Consider the following 19,424-nt stretch of genomic DNA (forward strand, 5'->3'; position numbering starts at 1 on the left):
AAAAACTAAATGATTTCCACTAAGCACTTTGCTTAATGGAGGATACAGGGTTCGAACCTGTGACCTCCTGCTTGTAAGGCAGATGCTCTCCCAGCTGAGCTAATCCTCCATAGTGTTTCTCGTTCGAAACAACTATATTAGTATACCTTTTGACCATAAAAATTGTCAACGAAAATTTTAAACATAATCAAATTTCTTTCATCTTCTTTGTTGCCACATTTCTAACTAAAACAGATTTATATTTTATAATTGCTTCACCAAGGGGTCTAATAGAACGTTTATCCTGAATTTCATCCATAAGGAATAAAAAAAGTTGCCCCTGTTTTTAAAGGACAACTTTTAAAATTTACTCTTCATTATTTGTATTATCTTCAGGTCTCATAGTTGGGAACAAGATAACATCACGAATTGATGGTGCATCTGTTAGCAACATTACTAGTCTATCAATACCGATTCCTAGTCCACCTGTTGGTGGCATACCATATTCCATAGCTTCAACGAAGTCGTTATCAATATGTTCGGCTTCATCATTACCCTTTTCACGTTCGGCAGCTTGTGCTTCAAAACGTTCCTTTTGATCAATAGGATCATTTAGTTCAGTAAAGGCATTACCGAATTCATGGCCTAAGATGTAAACTTCGAAACGATCTGTGAAGTTAGGATTTTCTTTACTCTTCTTAGCAAGTGGTGAAACTTCCAAAGGATATTCGTAAACGAATGTAGGTTCCTTTAGAGTATCTTCAACGAATTCTTCAAAGAATTCAGCGATGATATGACCAACACCCCAGAAGTCTTCATACTTAACACCTTTTTCATCAGCTAATTTACGAGCTTGTTCAAGATCCATATCTTGGCTGAAATCAATTCCTGTTTGTTCCTTGATTGCGTCAACCATCTTGATACGTTTGAATGGCTTGCTTAAATCAATTTCTTCACCTTGATAAGTAACTTGTTGTGTACCATTAGCTTTTTGAGCAGCATGTCTGAAGAGTCCTTCGACTTCTTTCATAACATCTGTCATATCCCAATATGCAGCATATGTTTCTAGTGAAGTATATTCAGGGTTATGTTGTGTATCCAAACCTTCGTTACGGAAAGCACGTCCAATTTCATAAACTCGTTCGAAACCACCAACGATTAATCTCTTAAGTGGTAGTTCAAGAGCAATACGGAGATACATTTGCATATCCAAAGCATTGTGATGTGTGATGAACGGTCTAGCACTAGCACCACCAGCTTGTGTATTTAAGACAGGAGTTTCAACTGACATGAAGCCTTCACCATCTAAGTATTCACGAACGGCTGAAATAATCTTAGTACGTTTCTTGAAACGTTCAAAACTATCTTGGTTAGCAATTAGATCCAAATATCTTTGACGATAAATTTGTTCAACGTTTGTTAAACCATGGAATTTATCAGGTAATGGACGTAATGACTTAGATAGCATTGTTACGTGAGTAGCCTTAACAGTTAATTCACCCATGTCTGTCTTCATGATTTCACCGTGGATACCTAAATGGTCACCAATATCGGCACGTTTGAAGATATGGTAGTTCTCTTCACCAACGACATCTTTACGGACATAAATTTGAATTCTGCCACTTCTATCACGGATATCAGCAAAACCAACTTTACCTTTACCACGTTTTGACATCATACGACCGGCAATAACAACTGGCAAGTCTTGTTCTTCAAGAACTTCCTTGTCTTCATCACCATACTTGTCATGAATTTCTTGAGCCAATGCAGTTCTTTCAAATCTTGAACCGAATGGGTCAACACCTTCATCATAAAGTTCTTGTAATTTTTCACGTCTGACCCTTAGTTGGTCATTCATGACTCTAGTCTTTTTTATTTCTTCTTTCGTTGGTTGCTTTTTCTTATTTTCGTTACTCAAAATTTTTCCCCCTGTCTACGAAATTCTTGAAGATCTCGCTTCTCTCTTCTCGTAACTTTCAACAAATTGATCTAATGTATCGAACACTTCCTGCATGGAATCTTCTTCCACTACTTTAGCACGTGTTCTTACTGCATGGGGAATCCCCTTTAGATAATATGCTGCCTGTTGACGAAATTCTGGAACACCAACATGCTCACCTTTTAAGTCTACCAGACGTTGGAGTTGAAGTTTAGCTATATTAATTTTTTCTGGAACGCTTGGTTCTGGTAATAATTCTCCAGTTTCTAAATAATGGTTCATCGCATTCAATCTCCATAGATTGCCAAGCACAGCTCGGCCTACCATGGCGGCATCCGCACCTACATCTTCGATCATTGTCTTAGCATCTTGAGGAGTCTTGATATCACCATTACCCATAAATGGAATGGAAACACTTTGGGCTACTTCATGTAAGATATCCCAATTGGCATGTCCCATATACATCTGGGCTTTCGTACGACCATGCATAGCAATTGCCGAAGCTCCGCCTTCTTGTGCTGCTAAAGCATTCTCAACTGCCAAAATATGATCATCATCCCAACCAGTTCTCATCTTTACCGTTAGAGGTTTACTGATAGCTGAACTAACAGCCTTCACAGCCTCATAAAGATGATCTGGGTCTCTTAACCAACAAGAACCTGCACCTGTCTTAGTAACCTTCTTAACAGGGCATCCCATGTTGATGTCGATAATATCAGCACTAGTATTATCATCAACAAACTTAGCTGCTTGAACTAATGACTTAACACTACCACCGAAAATCTGAATACTGACGGGATGCTCTTTAGGATCAACAAACATCATCCCCAATGTCTTCTCATTTCGATATTTAATACCTTGATCACTGATCATTTCACAAACAGTTAGACCTGCGCCGAATTCTCTAGCCGTAACTCGAAAAGCCGAATTGGTTATCCCGGCCATTGGAGCAACTACAATTTGATTAGGAATTGTTACATTGCCTATTTTCCATTCCATACTTTTTACCTCAAATTATTAACTACAACTTGCAATAATAACAAATTTTCCATTCATATGGCAAACATGATTAATCTTTAGTTTCAATAATTTTCTTTAATTCAGCTTCACTAAATTGATATTTGTTACCACAGAATTTGCAGACCGCTTCAGCACCATGATCTTCATCGACCATAGCTTGTAGATTAGCAGTAGATAAAGTAGCCAGTGATTTAGAGAAACGTTCTTTAGAACAATCACATTGGAATTGAACAGGCATTTCATCCAAGACTTTCATCTCAACACCGTTCATAATTTTATCCAAGATTTCATTATTGCTTAATCCTTCATTGAGCAGGGTTGATAGATTAGGAACAACCTTCAAATTAGCTTCAATCTTAGAAATATCCTTGTCAGTAGCTCCCGGCAAAGTTTGAACTAAGAAACCACCTGCAGCACCAACTTTTTCATTAGGTTCCACAAACACCGAAACACCAATAGCTGAAGGAATTTGTTCTGATTTAGCCATATAATAGGCAAAGTCCATTCCGATTTCTCCAGAAACCAACGGCACTTCACCAGTAAATGGTTTCTTCATATGCAAATCCTTAGTAATACTTAGATTTCCTTTATTACCAACAGCAGCTTGGACATCAATATGGCCATCTTCACGAGCCTTTAGACTCACATGTGGATTAGTAATGTAACCTTTAGTATTTCCTTTGGCATCCGCATCAACCACGATGGCACCGACTGGGCCACCACCTTGAATTCTAGTTGTTAAAACTTCGTCCTCTTTAAGAGTTGAAGTAGCAACTAGGATAGAGCCAATCATTGTTCTACCTAATGCAGCACTGGAATTTCTCCAAGTGTCATGTCTTTTTTGTGCTTCTTGAATAGTTTGGGTAGCATTAACAACATAAACCCTAAACTTTCCATCCTTAGAAACTGATTTAGTTAAAGTATCAGTCATAGTTTCCTCCGTTCAAAAAAGCGACTCATACGAGTCGCTCTTTTTTTATTGATTATCATTATTGTTATTATCTTTGTCACTATTGTCAGTAGCATCTGTTGAATCTTTATCAGACTTAGTTTCAGTAGATGATGGTGTAGTTTCAGTAGAACTATTTGTGTCATCTGACTTAGCTTCGTCTTTTTCTGAAGGATAAACAGTTTCATCAAGATTTTCATCTGACTTAGCTGTTTCATCTTTAGTTGAACCCTCAGTCTTTTGCTTTTCAGCATCTTTGGCTTCAACAGCCTTCTTTGATTCTTCAAAAGTAGCAGCACTTTCACTTGGGAATTCTTGGTTAGCATCATTGGCAGGCATCTTACCTGTATTGTACAAGCTCAAGATTTCCTTTTCATCAAGTGTTTCATACTTCAATAGAGCTTCGGCAATAATCTTATGTTGTTCACGATGTGTTTCAAGAATCTCTCTAGCACGTTCGTGATCTTCATCAATAATACGTTTAACTTCTTGATCAATTGACTTAGCAGTGTCTTCTGAGTAAGAAGGTAATTGACGATAATTACCACCACTAAATGGTTGACCATTCTTTTCAAGTTGAACAGTACCTAAACGATCTGTCATACCGTATTCAGTAACCATTGTACGAGCAATTTGTGTTGCTTGTTCAAAGTCATTTGAAGCACCTGATGAAGGTTGACCAACGATAATTTCTTCGGCAGTACGTCCACCAAGTAAACCAGTAATTTGTTCGTTTAGTTCCTTCTTAGTTGCAAGGTTTTGATCATCCTTAGGTAACATGATAGCATAACCGCCGGCACGTCCACGAGGAACGATAGTAACCTTTCTAACAACACGAGAGTCACTCAAAACCAAACCAATCAAAGCATGTCCCGCTTCGTGGTAAGCCACTGTGTGACGCTCTTGTTCAGGAACAACATGATTTCTCTTAGCTGGACCGGCAATAACACGATCTTCAGCTTCATCAAGATCACTTGAATCAATCTTTTGCTTACCACGACGAGCAGCAACCAAGGCAGCTTCGTTAAGTAAGTTTTCTAGATCAGCACCAGCGAAACCTGGTGTTTGTTGTGCAATAGCTTTCAAATCAACATCATCTGTAAATGGTTTATTTCTAGCATGAACTTTAAGAATGGCTTCACGACCCTTAACATCAGGACGACCGACCAAAATCTTACGATCAAAACGGCCAGGACGTAATAGCGCTGGATCAAGGACATCGGAACGGTTAGTAGCAGCCATAACGATAACACCTTCATTACCAGTAAATCCATCCATCTCAATCAATAATTGGTTAAGTGTTTGTTCACGTTCGTCGTTACCGCCACCGGTACCTGAACCACGTTGACGACCAACGGCATCAATTTCATCGATAAAGATAATTGATGGGGCATCTTTTTTAGCATTCTCGAACAAGTCACGAACACGTGAGGCACCGACACCAACAAACATTTCAACGAAATCTGAACCAGAAATTGAATAGAAAGGAACTTTAGCTTCACCAGCAACAGCCTTAGCTAGTAAAGTTTTACCAGTCCCGGGAGGACCCTCTAACAAGACACCCGCCGGTATTCTGGCACCCAAGGAAACAAATTTTCTTGGATCTTTTAAGAATTCAACAACTTCAACAAGTTCTTGTTTTTCTTCTTCAGCACCAGCAACGTCAGAGAATCTAACTTTGTTTTTCTTAGGATCCTCTGGTTTGACCTTGGATTTACCAAAGTTCATGACACGGTTTGCGCCACCACCTTGGCCTCCACGACCCATCATTGCAAAGATTACAAAGAAGAACAATGCAAATGGAACAACGACCGTCAATATCAAGGAAATCCATTGACCGGATTGTGACTTAGGAGCAGCAGTAGTCTTAACTCCCTTTGCCATAGCGGCGTTATTGATTCTCTTTAACGTATCATTGTTAGGCAAAACAGTTGAACTAAATGAAGTTACTTCACTAGAACCACTAGATTGAGCACGACTGAATAACGACACGGAACGTGTTGTATTAGCCTTTTGAGCTTTCTTGTATTCACCAGTTACTTGATAAGCTCCCCCAATAGGCTCTAATTTAAAACTCTTCACTTTGCCTTGCTTCAATTGTGTGATGAATTGGTCTTGGCTTAGTGTTTTAGATTGATCTGAGGATTGACCACCAGCAAACCAACTTGCTGCCAGAACCAAAACAACAAAGAGCAAGATGTAAAACAGGCTATTATTAATTAACCTATTTCGATTATTTTTCATACATTTCCTCCTAAATTACTTAGACGTTACATATTGTAACATTGGTGAACAGTAACACAATAATAATTGTAACTCTATCTTAATTATTTTGTACTATATACCTCTGGTTTTAATACACCAACATAAGGTAAATTACGATAATGCTCATCATAATCCATCCCATAACCGACTACAAATTCATCGGGAATCTCTACTCCAATGTAATCAACCTTGACATGCTTGATTCTACGAGCTGGCTTATCCAAGAATGAAACCAACTTAATTGACTTAGCATGACGTGATTCAAATAGCTCTACCAAACGATCCAACGTGTATCCAGTATCAATAATGTCTTCAACAATTACTACATCACGATCACGTACCGATGTATCTAAATCTTTAATGATACGAACATCCCCAGTCGTAACGGTATTTTCGCCACCATAACTAGAAACATCCATAAAGTCATATTCCATTTTAAAATCTAAACTCTTAACGAGGTCCATCATGAACATAGCGGCTCCACGTAAAATACAAACGAGCAAAGGATTCTTACCTTGATATTCTTCCGTTAACTGTTTACCCAAACGTTGAATAGTTTCATTAATCTCCTCTTCAGAGACTAATACCTCTTTAATATCTGAATTCATGTTTTTACCTCAATCAAGTTTTATTTTGTAATGCTTACTGCCTTTTTTTAAATAATCACTCATATTATAAATTTTTTCAACCCATACTATCTGATTATCAAATAATAAAATTAAATAATTATCACGTTCATATTCAGGTATCTTTTCATTTATAAATCTCTTACTCAATTTTTGATGTTGACCATTCGACAAGAGTAATTTATCGCCACTTCTACGAGTTCGTAAAGTTATTTCATGAGGAGTATTTTCCACCGTCAACGTAAAACTCCGCTCATCTTCTAAAAGGCTAAATTTTCTATGATTAATTATCTGAGTTTGGCCTACTTTAATAGGGAAGACTTGCAAATTTTGATCTTGTACTCGTTGGATCAAAAATTGATCATAGCTTTTAATAAATTGCCATGAATCTGCTAAATCAATTGAGGCATTGGCATGATCACCTGTAACAATTTCAATTATCTGTTCAATTTGACGATTACTAATTGAAATACCCAAATTACTTTTGGTGAAGAAACTCCCCCAAAACAGTGTTTGCTGTTCCGAGTTTAAGGTTTCAACCGGCTTTATCAATCCCGTTATCTTTTCGGGTGTCTTCACTAATTTCATTGAATTCTCAATTCGAGAAAATTCTTTTTGAGCTAAATCGAGCAACGCCATAATCTGTTGTTCAAAAAAATTAAAATGTGTCAGTAGTTGTCCATTCTCTTTTTGTAATTCTGGAAAAATATTATTACGCAAGCGATTGCGCATAGTTATATTATCAAAATTAGTTTTATCCTGAACATGATGAATATCATGGATATCTGCAAAAACTGTGATATCCGATTTAGCAAAATTCAACAATGGACGTACAATCTGACCATCCGCAAATGGACGTTGTTCTTTTAGACTAACCACTTCATAGGCATTACCTGAACGGATCAGCTTCATTAAAATATTTTCGGCCAAGTCATTGGCATGATGTGCCGTCAGTAATGTATCAAAATCATTATCCTGCATAATCTTTTTGAAAAAATCATATCTGAATGACCGAGCAGCCGCTTCCATTCCAATATCATCTTGTGGCTTATTCAACCATTTAGTCGTAAAAAATTGATAACCTCTACCTACGCAAAAATTCTGAACAAACTCAACTTCCTTAGCACTTTCTGGACGTAAATCATGATCAACATTAACCACGCCAAAAAATTCTTTAGGTATGATTTCGCCAATCACATTTAACAGAACCATTGAGTCGACACCACCGGAAACAGCTACTAGAACTTTTTTAGCATGATATTTTTTCAAAACACTTTTAACAGTATTTATTATTCTATTATCTAACTCCATTACTCCTCCAAGCCCCTGAAACTAAAAAGGCTGAGACAATGTCTCAACCTTAAACTTTATTAACTGCGACGACCGCCACGGCCACCACGTTTTCCTTCTGTGTTCTTCTTAATAGTACTTAAACGTTCTTCGCTTTCCTTCATAAAACCTGACATCATATCATCAAAACTCTCTGGTTTGTGTGGACGTGATTTATGTTCATTACGTTCATGAGAATGATGTGCATGATACTTTGGCTTAGGCTTATCAGAAGCCTGTTTGATTGAAAGTGCAATCTTATGATCTTTTTCATTAAGAACTAAAACCTTTACGGTATCACCGACACTCAAAACATCGTGAATATCTTTAACGTAACCATCAGCAACTTCACTGATATGTACCATTCCGCTTTGTCCTTCTCCAAGGTCAACGAACGCCCCAAAGTTTGTAATTCCAGTAACTTTACCTTCTGTTTTAGCTCCTACTTCGACTGTCATCTAATTAAAAATAATTCCTTTCCCTATTTTTGAATCGTAGTGGTCTTAACGTCACCAGGCAAATTATATATTTGCTCACCCGGTTTACTATACATATATTTTTCCCGAATATATTTTTCTAAATAATTCGTATCATGAAGTTGCGCAACTTCAAGTTTCAAATCGCTTTGAACGGCTTTTTGTTTACTTAATTTTGTCTTACTAACTTCAATCTGTCCCATTGTATTTGCATATGTTCGATGTGCATTAAAAATCTGAACACCAAATACAACCAGAATAATTGCAAAAACAACACCAATCACTGCCATACGCCGACGATGTACCTTTTTGGCATAATTATGAGGGCCTGGTTTTGGAGGCATTTGCGATTGTTTAGGTTTCAATACAGAAACATTGGAATTTAATTTATGTACTTCCATACCACTACTCCCCTAGAAATGATTACCTTGAGTATAACAAGTTTAAGCAATTATTTGAACAATAAAATTGCCAATTTTAATCTAATTCTAATTATTTACTAAATCTCTTCGTACATGTCTTCTGATTCGTTCTTCTTAGTAGTTTCCTTAATGTTAAGGACCTTTACCTTCATTGTTTTCTCACCAAAATGTAATTCAATCACATCACCGATAGATACGTCACTAGACGATTTGGCTACACGACCATTAATGCTGGCACGACCATTATCAGTAAATTCTTTTGCTACTGTTCTTCTTTTGATAATTCTGGTAACTTTTAAATATTTGTCTAATCTCATTTTTTATCCTCTATCTTCATAAATCTCGTAATATATTTTCCCATGGGTAATATTTCCCATTCTTCTTTAGTCAATATATGCCAACGTTTGGTTAACTTTAAGTACACCAAAGCACCGATTGGTATCGTTATGACGTTCAGCAAAATGCTCTTTGATCTAGTCATAACAAATCCTGATGACAAAATAATGACCGCCAGTTTAACGATGATTGCCATCACTAAACCAGCTTTAATTAACGCTTTGATAAAACCTTTATCCAATGATAAGAAACTTCGATTGAAACCATATATACTCATGATTCCAAATAAAATTACGCATTCGCTGAGCACAGTTGCTAAAGCAGCTCCAGCAATTCCAAATTTTGGTACCAAAATAACATTCAAAGCAGCCTTGGCCACTAAAGACATCCCAAACAGTATCAATTTATGCAAATTCTTTTCATCATCACCACTTGTTACCGCAATTAATAAATTAATGAAGGAAACAATGATAATTGAAAACATATAAATACTCAAGGCTCTTGATCCATTGGTATTAGTGAACAGCATCATGTTGATCTGTGGCATTAAAGCAATCAATCCTGCTGTCTCAGCGCCTGACAACCATAAACAGACTCGTACCATCTTAGAAATAGTTTTCTTATTCTGTTCTAGACGATTACTTTCTTTCAATTGCGGCATTATTGTTGAAACAAATGAAAGTGAAATCACAATACCTAATTGCAGCAAAGGTTGGCCTCGGTCAAAAATTCCCTTTTGAATTTCAGCTTGATCTAAAGAAATTCCTGAATGCATCAATAATCGAATCATTGAGAAAGAGTCGATGAATTGATAAAAAATAGTAATCCCTGTAAATACAACGATCAAAACAATTTCCAAAGCTAATCCATGCTCTAATTTAAATGTGCCATCATCCTGATCAGCTGCTAGAAAACTATTCTTATTTCTCATAAAGGTAGCTATTAAAAGTCCAACTGCTAGTAATCCTCCAATGAAGGCACCAGCATTAGCCAACGTTCCCATATGGTAAACGTCAATCACTCCGTGACCAAATAATAGAGCACTGCCAATGATAATCACAATTCTTAAAAATTGTTCCGAAACTTGTGAAATAGCACTGGGTGTCATTAACAGATCACTTTGAAAAAATCCTCTCAAACTGGCCTCAAAAGGTATCAATAAGAAAGTTAAAGAGACTGCTCGGACCTCTAAATAAAGTCTAGGATCACCCATTAAAAAGGCTAAGTATCTTGAAGACATCCACAACAAAATTGTAACCACACAACTAGCAATCATTAAGAGAACAAAAGTCCTCTTTAATAAATTATTCTTGGCGGCATTATTTTTTTGCTGTGCAAATGTCTTCGATAGTACGACTGGCAAACCTGACAAAGCTAGCACAGAGAATATCCCATAAATTGGATAAACCTGTTGGTAGATGAAGTATCCCCGATCACCTACGATGTTTTGCAGTGGAATCCGATAAATTGCACTCAAAAGTTCTGAGAACAATGAAGCAATCGTTAAAATCCAAGTCCCCTTAATCGCCCTCGACACTTCTTTTTGCATATTAATTTTTTATTTTTTCTTTCTTCAAATTATCAAAGTCATCAGCCATTTTTTCTGCGAATACCTTCAATTGATCGAACCATTCATCTTTTTTAACACTAGCTGAATCCAAAGTAATCGTGAATCCACCATTTTTATTGTTTACCTTAGCTTTCATTGTTGTGTTAGCTAGGAATTTAAAGACTAGATCTCCCGTCAAATAATCACCGGCTTTAGGTGAAAATTTAATTGTAATCTTCTTATTCCGCATCACTACACTATTAACCAAGGACTCATCAAACGAGTTCTTTAATAAACTAACGTCTAACAAATTAGCAACCTCTTGTGGATAATCACCGAAACGATCCAACAATTCTGATTTAACTTCTTGGTAATTTTCCAAAGAGTCAATTTGACGAATTCGTTTGTAGAGTTCAACTTTTTGACGTTGATCACTAATATAGTCCTCTGGCAAATAAGCTTCTAAAGCTAAATTAATTTCTGAATTAGTCTTTTCAGCCTTGGTGTGACCACGTTTCTTAGCAACTGCATCATTTAGCATCTGCGTATACAAGTCGAAACCAACTGAATCGATAAAGCCATGTTGTTGTTTACCTAATAGATTACCGGCTCCACGAATCGACAGATCACGCATTGCAATCTTGAAACCAGAACCTAATTCAGTAAAGTTCTTAATAGCCTCCAAGCGTTGTTCACCGACCTCAGTCAAAACTTTATTAGGACGATACATCAAGTAAGCATAGGCCACTCGATTTGATCTACCAACACGACCACGGATTTGATAAAGCTGTGACAACCCATAACGATCAGCATTCTCTACCACTAAGGTATTGGTATTAGGCATATCAACACCAGTTTCAATAATTGTTGTTGTTACCAATACATCATAATCACCAGCCAAATAGTCGGAAATAACACCTTCCATTTGAGTCTCATTCATTCGCCCATGAGCTGTTGCAATTCGAGCATCTGGTACCAAGGACTGCAATTGATCCGCCACTTGATCCATATCTTCAACTCGATTGTGTAAATAAAAGACTTGACCACCACGGGCCATTTCTCGTTTAATCGCGCCGGCAATCACCTGATAATTTTGTTCCATAACATAGGTCTGAACTGGATAACGATTGCTAGGGGCAGTTTCAATCAAAGACAGATCACGAACTCCAAGCATTGACATATTCAGAGTTCTCGGAATTGGTGTTGCCGTTAAAGTCAGAACATCAACGTTACTCTTTAACTGCTTAATCTTTTCCTTGTGTTTAACGCCAAAACGCTGTTCCTCATCAATTATCAACAATCCAATATCATGGAATTTAACATCCTTCGAAAGCAAACGATGTGTTCCCACAACAATATCAACTGACCCGTCTTCTAATTTCTCAATAATTTCTTTGCTCTGCTTACGAGTCTGGAAACGTGATAGCATTCCAATCTCTACTGGAAAGCCAGCGAAACGTTCCTTCATAGTTTCATAATGCTGTTGAGCTAGCAATGTTGTTGGTACTAAAAAGACTACTTGCTTACCTGCCTCAACCGCTTTGAAGGCCGCTCTCAATGCTACTTCAGTTTTACCAAATCCAACATCACCAACTAAAAGTCGATCCATTGGATGTGGTTTTTCCATATCACGTTTGATTTCGTCGACAGATCTTAATTGATCAGGCGTTTCAGGATATGGAAAGGCATTGTCAAAATCATTCTGCATCGAATCATCTTTAGGAAAAGCAAAGCCTTTCTCCGCTTCACGTTTAGCGTAGAGATCTATCAAGTCATCAGCAATATCTTCAATATTAGACTGAACTCGACGTTTAGTCTTTTGCCACTCATTACCACCTAATTTGTTGATTTTAGGTGACTTACCTTCAGCTGAGACGTACTTCTGAACCATATCCAATTGGGTAACTGGAATAAACAAGCGACCATCGTCACGGTACTCAATCGTAATGTAATCTTGATGCTTACCGTCGACTTCCATTGTCTGCATACCGATAAACTTACCAATACCATGATTGACATGAACGACGTAATCGCCTGGTTTTAATTCGTTATAACTCTTTAATCTTTCAGCATTAGCCAAAGTTTGATGACGGCGTTTTTTCGGTTGCTTGTTGAAAAGTTCTTTTTCAGTAATAACGGCTAATTTTTGTTCAGGCATTTCAAAACCAGAACTCAATGTAGCATTCATAATTTGTGTCTGATCTTCAATAACTTTATCAGCAGTGGTTAAAGTTGCTTTAATTCCAAAATCAACCAAAGTATTATTGATTGCTGCTATCCGTTTTTCATTACTAATGGTTAACAAAACGGTGTACTTTTGCCTTTGCCAACGTTCAACTTCTGACTTTAACAGCGGCATTTGACTGAAAAATTGTTGCATTGTTCGAACTGGTACATTTTGCAATTGATTCAAACGAATATGTCCCATTCCTTGTTGGAAAGCTGACAAATAGATTTGAGCCAATTTATTATCCTTGATTAAATCAACAAAGCTCTGACGGATCTTCTGTTCTGGCAAAGCTTTACCAAATTCCAATTGACTAGCTAACCAAGATTGATTCTCGGCTTGACTATCATTGGATTGTTCAATCAATCGGTTATATTCATTAAAGATGATGACATCATCAGAATCTAAGTAATCCAATAAACTCTTAGGTTGTTCAAAAAGATAATCAGCAATTCGACCGATATTTTCTGGACGAATTCCTTCTGATAGTTCTTCAATTGTTTGACCAAAGTTTGTCCGCAAATTTTCCTTAACATCTTTATCATCTGACGATTTCAATTGGCGATCATAACTCTTTTGTAGCTTAGCTAACCCCGTTTCAACTTGTTCGTCGGTAACAATTCGATCTTGTGCTGGCAAAATTTGAATTTTCTTTAACTCTTCAATACTTCGTTGCGTTTCAGTATCGAAGTACTTAATCTTTTCAACTTGATTACCGAAGAAGTCAATTCGCACCGGATTATCAACATTTAATGGATAAATATCAACAATATCACCACGAATGGCAAAATCACCCGGTTTGGCAACTAACTTATCCTTTACATATCCCATCTGAACAAATTGTTGATTTAAATCTTCTAAATCATATTCTTCGTTTACTTCAATTCTTAATTGGGCAGACTTAAAGAGCTCTTTTGCTGATAATTCATACTCTAGACCGGCAATTGATGTTACAACTATGCCCGGTTTATCATCCGCCAAAAAGCTTAAGGTATCTAATCGTTGACTCAGTTCATCCGGTGAACTGGTTGCTATTTCTGTCGAAATTGATTCTTCAACGGGGAAAATATGAACAGCGTCGCTGTTCAATAAATTTAAGTCGTCATATAGCTTATTTGCATGAAAATTAGTATTCTCAACAATCAAAATCTTCTTATTTAATTGTCTTAAAGTATCCAATGCAAAAAGGGAAATTGTTGATCCCGTTAAACCTGTCAATAAATTCTTTGTTTCAGGCTTAACTTGACTAATAAATTCCCCTAAGTCCAACTTATTTGTAATGAAATTTATTAAATTCAATTTTTGCCCCCTTTTAATCTTCTAATTATACTTGTTCATTAATTGATCAATGCTACTACCAGCAACCCAATCTTTAACCATATCAACTGCTTGATCGATACCTGATAAAGCCACTGGCTCTTGATCTTTACTGAATGGTGTCAACACCCAATTGACTACTGTTTGGCGATCAGGATGTTGTATACCAATCTTAATTCGTTTGAAATCTTTAGTACCCACAGCAGAGATTATACTCTTAATACCATTGTGACCACCAGCAGAACCCTTTGTTCGTAATCTGACTTTTCCAATAGGCATATCTAAGTCATCTTGAATTACCAGCATTTCCTCAGGTTTGATCTGATAGTATCCCATTAAAAAATTAACAGCACGGCCAGATTCATTCATAAATGTGAGCGGCTTAACTAGAAAAACTGTTTCACCGTCAACTTTGAATTTGCAGTACTCAGCCTCAAAATCTTTTTTCATTTGTGTTTGACCATATTCATCCATCAATCTATCGATGGTCATAAAGCCCATATTATGCTTTGTTCGATCGTATTTCTTTCCTGGATTTCCTAAGCCAACAATTAGTTTCATATTTAATATACCTCATTTCGAACTTACATTATATCATGTCAAAAATACTATTTTTTCACTTTTTTCACAATCAGCTTGTTTATTTACCTTAATTATTTGTATAATGGGTCAGGAACATATTATTTTCGAAGGGATGATATTTTATAATGACAACTCCAACAAACGAAAAGAACCACCAAAAAGTACTTCTAGTTGGTGACGGTGCTGTAGGTTCAACATTTGCCTACGCAATGACACTTCAAGGTATTGCTCAAGAACTAGTTATCTGTGATATCGCTAAAGACAAGATTAAGGGTGACGCAATGGACCTTGCAGATGCAATTCCATTCTCATTCCCTAAGAACATTCACGCTGGTGAATATTCAGATGCTAAGGATGCTGATATCGTAGTTATCACAGCCGGCGCTCCACAAAAACCAGGTGAAACAAGACTTGACCTTGTTAACAAGAACTTAAACATCTTGAAGACAATCGTTGATCCTATTGTTGAATCAGGATTCAATGGTATCTTCGTAGTTGCTGCTAACCCAGTTGATATCTTGACATACGCTACTTGGAAACTTTCAGGCTTCCCTAAGGAACGTGTAATTGGTTCAGGTACATCACTTGATACTGCTAGATTACAAAAATTCGTTGGTGAAGAATTAGATCTTGACCCTCGTTCAGTTCATGGTTACATCATGGGTGAACACGGTGATTCAGAATTCGCTGCATGGTCACATCTAACAATCGGTGGCGTTACAATGGCCGAATGGATGGAAAGCCACCCAGAAATCACTAAAGACACACTTGACAAGATCTACAAGAAGACTGTTAACGCAGCTTACGACATTATCAATACTAAGGGTGCTACATTCTATGGTATCGGTACTGCTCTTGCAAGAATCTGCAAGGCTTTGCTAAGCGACGAAAACACTGTTCTTCCATTATCAAACATGATGAGTGGTCAATATGGCGTTTCAGACATCTATATCGGTTCACCTGCTATTGTTAACCGTAAAGGTCTAAAACAAATTATCGAAGTTCCATTGAATGATGAAGAATCAGCACAAATGAAGAAATCAGCTAAGGAACTTGAAAAGATCCTTAAAGATGGCTTCGAAGCTACAGGTATCAAGGGTCGTCAATAATCCTTAATGCATGTATAAAAAAGACTGAAACAAATGAAAATTTGTTTCAGCTTTTTTTTTATCCTGAATTACTGTATTATTAATTCAATTATAGATAGATTGGATGTGAATATATATGTTAGTTAAGTCACTTGTACTAAAAAAGGACAAGCTTACGACAGTAAAAGAAACTGTCACACTAGAAGAAGCATTAAAAGTCCTAGAAGACTCAGGTTTCCGCTGTGTGCCAATTTTGGATGAAAGTGGACAAATATTTAGGGGTAATATCTACAAGATGCACATCTACCGTCACAAGTCTCGTGGTGGCGATATGAGCTTACCTGTAACTACACTTATGAAGAACGCTACTAAAACAATCAGCGTAGACTCACCTTTCTTCAAAGTATTCTTTAACATTAAGGATTTGCCTTACATTGCTGTTTTAGATGAAAATAATTTATTTTATGGAATCTTAACCCATGCAAGACTTCTTAGCATGTTATCAGATGCTTGGAACCTTGATATTAGTAGTTACGTTTTGACTGTTAGTTCTTCTGGCGACCGTGGCGACCTAGAAAAGATGTCAAAAATCTTTGCTAAGTATGTTTCTGTGGCCGCTTGTATGACCTTGGATGCCAAATCAAATGAAGTTGTACGAAGAACTCTATTTACTTTACCATCAGGTACTGATATCGATACTTTAAAAGAAATTATCAAACGTCTTGAAAAGAAGAGCTTCGTAGTTTCAGAAATCGATGATTTGAAATCTGGTAAGATCTTAGATAAGAACACACTATAGTCCTTATCTAAAACAATATTTCTAAAACAAAACCTTTTCTAAAAACAAAACCTAAAAGTCCGTTCTAGTTGAACTACGTCAACTAGAGCGGACTTTTTATAGTCTTTTGATTTTAAACGCTGGCTCAGCACGAAAGCGATTCAATTCCTCATCAACAGGATGACTTTTAAAATACTGTAATTGATATTCCTCCATCAAATCTCGTTGAAACCTGTCAACATAAGGTTTGTTACGATCAATAAGAATCTGATACCTCTTATACTCACCATTTTGCATGAACTTATACCATTCTTCATTAATCATAGTTGACACTTCTTTTCCTTTTCTAAAATCCCAACCAGAGAATACTACCATTTTCATTCATGTAACAATTATTTGCGTTTAATTTTTTAAAATAGCACAGAAGAAAATTTTAAATTAAAGCGTGGACATACTTAAACTCCCGTCTTCCGCAAGAATTGGAAATGTGTTGGAACGCTATGGACGTGAACACATTTCCAATTCTTACTCCAGACTAAATTATTTTTCTTGAGATAAGTATGTTTAAAAATAATATAGTCTAATTAGATAAAAGCAGCCTCTATTAAGAGATTCAAGTAAGATATCTTGAATACTTAATGGAGGCTGTTCTTTTTAGATTATAAATTAAAACACTGATAATACTAGAGCTAGGAACCTAGTCGGTAGTAAAAAATCTGTGGGTCCTCAGTGGTGCGTTTTTACTTAACTTGCGTAGCAAGGTTAGTAAAAGACCGAGCTTCGAGATCCATGATTTCGCACAAAGTGTGGAATTATTAGCTTGAAGTCGTGTCCACCACGTTCCAGCGGCTCACAATTTTTTTGAGGACGACGGCATATTTCAACTATATTAGTTGGTATTTAGCTACAACCAAATTTAAGAAAGAACTTTGATAGAGGCCATCCTATTTATTATTTAGCAAAACAATATTTCTCTTTCTTAACTAGAACTAATATTTATAAACTCGAGGCAATCTTTCACTCAAACAGCAAAGAATTTCATAACTGATCGTACCAGCATACTTAGCTGCATCCGTTGCAGTGATTTCTTCATTACCGTCTTTACCAATCAATGTAACTTTTGTACCAACTGGTAATTCCTTAGGTAAGCGAACCATGAATTGATCCATGCAAACACGGCCAACGCTTTGACAACGTTCTCCATTGATCAAAACATCGCACCCTTGCATTCTTCTCAGCCAGCCATCTGCATAGCCAAGAGGAATTGTACCGATCCACTCATCTTCCTTGCTAGTATAAGTGGCACCGTATCCAACACTTTGTCCAGCTTTGATTTTTTTAACAAATGTAAGTTCTGAATACAAACTTAAAGCTGGTTCTAGTTCATATGGTAATTTTGTAATATCAGTTCCTGATGGATTCAAACCGTACAAGGCTAAACCGTATCTAACCATATTGACGGCTAAATCTTTATGCCACAAAGCTGTAGCGGAATTAGCACAGTGAACGTAAGTAAATTTAGTTGGTAGATCACTAGACATTTCTTTGAAATTCTTAACCTGTTTTTCAAAGTAACTTTCATCAGGACTATCAGCAGTTGCAAAGTGTGTAAACAGTCCTTCAGGAGTAAACGATTCCTTATGTTCATTTAAAAAGTTGCAGGCTTCAATCAGACTAGTCTTGTCTTGGAAACCAATTCGACCCATACCGCTATCGACAGCAATATGAACTTTCAAATTAGTAACTCTTAGTTCTACAGCTACCTTCAACCAATCTAAACTACCGACTGTTAACGAAATATCAGCACGTGCGGCCACTTTAGCGTATTCTACGGGAACTATACCCAAAACTAAAATAGGCGCTGTAACGCCACTATTTCGAATTTCTAAGCCTTCATCTAATGAGGCTACACAAAGTCCAGATGCTCCAAATTCAATTTCTGACTGAGCAACTTTAACTAAGCCATGACCATAGGCGTTAGCTTTTACAACAGCAAAAACTTTTGTTCCTTCAGGAACGGCCTCTAGTTCATTTTGTAAATTTCTTTTTAACTTTGATAAGTCTACTTCAACATAGGCTGGACGATGAATTGATGGTAACATTTTACTTCTCCTCCTCTAGAATAACCTCAGTTATTACTAGTTCATCTGTATCTGATATCGATACATGAATATTACCCTTGAAAATTTCAGTTTTGATATAAGGTTGACCCGATTCATGATTCAAAACACTCAAATCATGAAATCCAATTCCACGAAGGCCAGTACCCATAGCTTTTGTAAATGACTCTTTTACAGAAAATCTTCCCGTTAGGTATGTCATCTTAGCTTTTTCGGTATTAAGATTATTAAAAACCTCAATCTCATCTTCATTTAAAATTTTCTCTAAAAATCGAGGGTGACGACCATAAATCTTTCGTACACGGTCAATTTCTGCAATATCTATACCTAATCCTTTGATCATAATTTCTCTCGCAATCTATTTTTTTAATTAATAAATTGAAAAGCTTCCAATTGAAGTAAAGCACAATTTTCAATTTCTT

Annotated in this window: 17 protein-coding genes and 1 tRNA gene; 2 read left to right on the top strand and 16 right to left on the bottom strand. The window is 36.7% G+C overall.

The features are described from left to right. Positions 1–36 precede the first annotated feature (36 nt). From FC97_RS06380 to pth, 13 genes are all read right to left on the bottom strand, one after another. Positions 37–109 (bottom strand) — tRNA-Val (locus FC97_RS06380). A gap of 237 nt (positions 110–346) precedes the next feature. Then, on the bottom strand, positions 347–1,837 hold the full coding sequence (gene lysS, locus FC97_RS06385) for a lysine--tRNA ligase (RefSeq protein WP_054642569.1): 1,491 nt from the start codon (positions 1,835–1,837) through the stop codon (positions 347–349). 75 nt (positions 1,838–1,912) lie between these two features. After that, positions 1,913–2,917: a tRNA dihydrouridine synthase DusB gene (dusB, locus tag FC97_RS06390; protein ID WP_056967947.1), complete on the bottom strand. Its 1,005-nt coding sequence runs from the start codon at positions 2,915–2,917 to the stop codon at positions 1,913–1,915. A gap of 70 nt (positions 2,918–2,987) precedes the next feature. Continuing rightward, entirely contained in the window at positions 2,988–3,869 is an 882-nt protein-coding gene (gene hslO, locus FC97_RS06395) for an Hsp33 family molecular chaperone HslO (RefSeq protein WP_054642439.1), read from the bottom strand. 45 nt (positions 3,870–3,914) lie between these two features. Further along, a complete protein-coding gene (gene ftsH, locus FC97_RS06400) occupies positions 3,915–6,131 on the bottom strand; it encodes an ATP-dependent zinc metalloprotease FtsH (protein ID WP_054642438.1) in 2,217 nt (738 codons plus the stop codon). An 83-nt stretch (positions 6,132–6,214) separates the two neighbouring features. Further along, the gene (gene hpt, locus FC97_RS06405) at positions 6,215–6,760 is read right to left on the bottom strand and encodes a hypoxanthine phosphoribosyltransferase (protein WP_054642437.1); all 546 of its coding nucleotides are present in this window, start codon (positions 6,758–6,760) and stop codon (positions 6,215–6,217) included. 9 nt (positions 6,761–6,769) lie between these two features. Continuing rightward, on the bottom strand, positions 6,770–8,089 hold the full coding sequence (gene tilS / locus FC97_RS06410; protein ID WP_056967948.1) for a tRNA lysidine(34) synthetase TilS: 1,320 nt from the start codon (positions 8,087–8,089) through the stop codon (positions 6,770–6,772). 59 nt (positions 8,090–8,148) lie between these two features. After that, positions 8,149–8,565, bottom strand: coding sequence for a S1 domain-containing RNA-binding protein (locus tag FC97_RS06415; protein WP_054642434.1), 417 nt, complete (start codon positions 8,563–8,565; stop codon positions 8,149–8,151). A gap of 23 nt (positions 8,566–8,588) precedes the next feature. Continuing rightward, complete coding sequence (locus tag FC97_RS06420) at positions 8,589–8,984, bottom strand: FtsB family cell division protein (RefSeq protein ID WP_054642433.1); 396 nt, start codon at positions 8,982–8,984, stop codon at positions 8,589–8,591. Positions 8,985–9,082: 98 nt separating this feature from the next. Beyond that, a complete protein-coding gene (locus FC97_RS06425) occupies positions 9,083–9,322 on the bottom strand; it encodes an RNA-binding S4 domain-containing protein (RefSeq protein WP_025084395.1) in 240 nt (79 codons plus the stop codon). Next, positions 9,319–10,890, bottom strand: coding sequence for a putative polysaccharide biosynthesis protein (locus FC97_RS06430; RefSeq protein WP_054642432.1), 1,572 nt, complete (start codon positions 10,888–10,890; stop codon positions 9,319–9,321). Before FC97_RS06430 ends, FC97_RS06425 begins: the two co-directional genes overlap by 4 nt. A 1-nt stretch (position 10,891) precedes the next feature. Continuing rightward, a complete protein-coding gene (gene mfd, locus FC97_RS06435; RefSeq protein WP_054642431.1) occupies positions 10,892–14,416 on the bottom strand; it encodes a transcription-repair coupling factor in 3,525 nt (1,174 codons plus the stop codon). A gap of 21 nt (positions 14,417–14,437) precedes the next feature. Then, positions 14,438–14,995 carry an aminoacyl-tRNA hydrolase gene (gene pth, locus FC97_RS06440; RefSeq protein ID WP_054642430.1) on the bottom strand — a complete coding sequence of 186 codons (558 nt, stop codon included), beginning with the start codon at positions 14,993–14,995 and terminating at the stop codon, positions 14,438–14,440. A 146-nt stretch (positions 14,996–15,141) separates the two neighbouring features. On the opposite strand from pth, the gene FC97_RS06445 reads away from it, so the two are divergent. Then, positions 15,142–16,125 (top strand): L-lactate dehydrogenase, encoded by a 984-nt coding sequence (locus FC97_RS06445; protein ID WP_054642429.1) that lies wholly within the window; start codon positions 15,142–15,144, stop codon positions 16,123–16,125. A gap of 115 nt (positions 16,126–16,240) precedes the next feature. Beyond that, on the top strand, positions 16,241–16,903 hold the full coding sequence (gene cbpA / locus FC97_RS06450; RefSeq protein WP_025084391.1) for a cyclic di-AMP binding protein CbpA: 663 nt from the start codon (positions 16,241–16,243) through the stop codon (positions 16,901–16,903). Between the two features lie 96 nt (positions 16,904–16,999). On the opposite strand, the gene FC97_RS06455 is transcribed toward cbpA, so the two are convergent. From FC97_RS06455 to acpS, 3 genes are all read right to left on the bottom strand, one after another. After that, a complete protein-coding gene (locus tag FC97_RS06455) occupies positions 17,000–17,215 on the bottom strand; it encodes a hypothetical protein (RefSeq protein WP_143442709.1) in 216 nt (71 codons plus the stop codon). A 656-nt stretch (positions 17,216–17,871) separates the two neighbouring features. Continuing rightward, positions 17,872–18,984 (bottom strand): alanine racemase, encoded by a 1,113-nt coding sequence (gene alr, locus FC97_RS06460; protein ID WP_054642427.1) that lies wholly within the window; start codon positions 18,982–18,984, stop codon positions 17,872–17,874. A 1-nt stretch (position 18,985) separates the two neighbouring features. After that, the gene (acpS, locus tag FC97_RS06465) at positions 18,986–19,345 is read right to left on the bottom strand and encodes a holo-ACP synthase (protein WP_054642426.1); all 360 of its coding nucleotides are present in this window, start codon (positions 19,343–19,345) and stop codon (positions 18,986–18,988) included. Positions 19,346–19,424 lie beyond the last annotated feature (79 nt).

Origin of the sequence: Companilactobacillus kimchii DSM 13961 = JCM 10707 (assembly GCF_001435445.1) — a bacterium.
Taxonomy (GTDB): Bacteria; Bacillota; Bacilli; order Lactobacillales; family Lactobacillaceae; genus Companilactobacillus; species Companilactobacillus kimchii.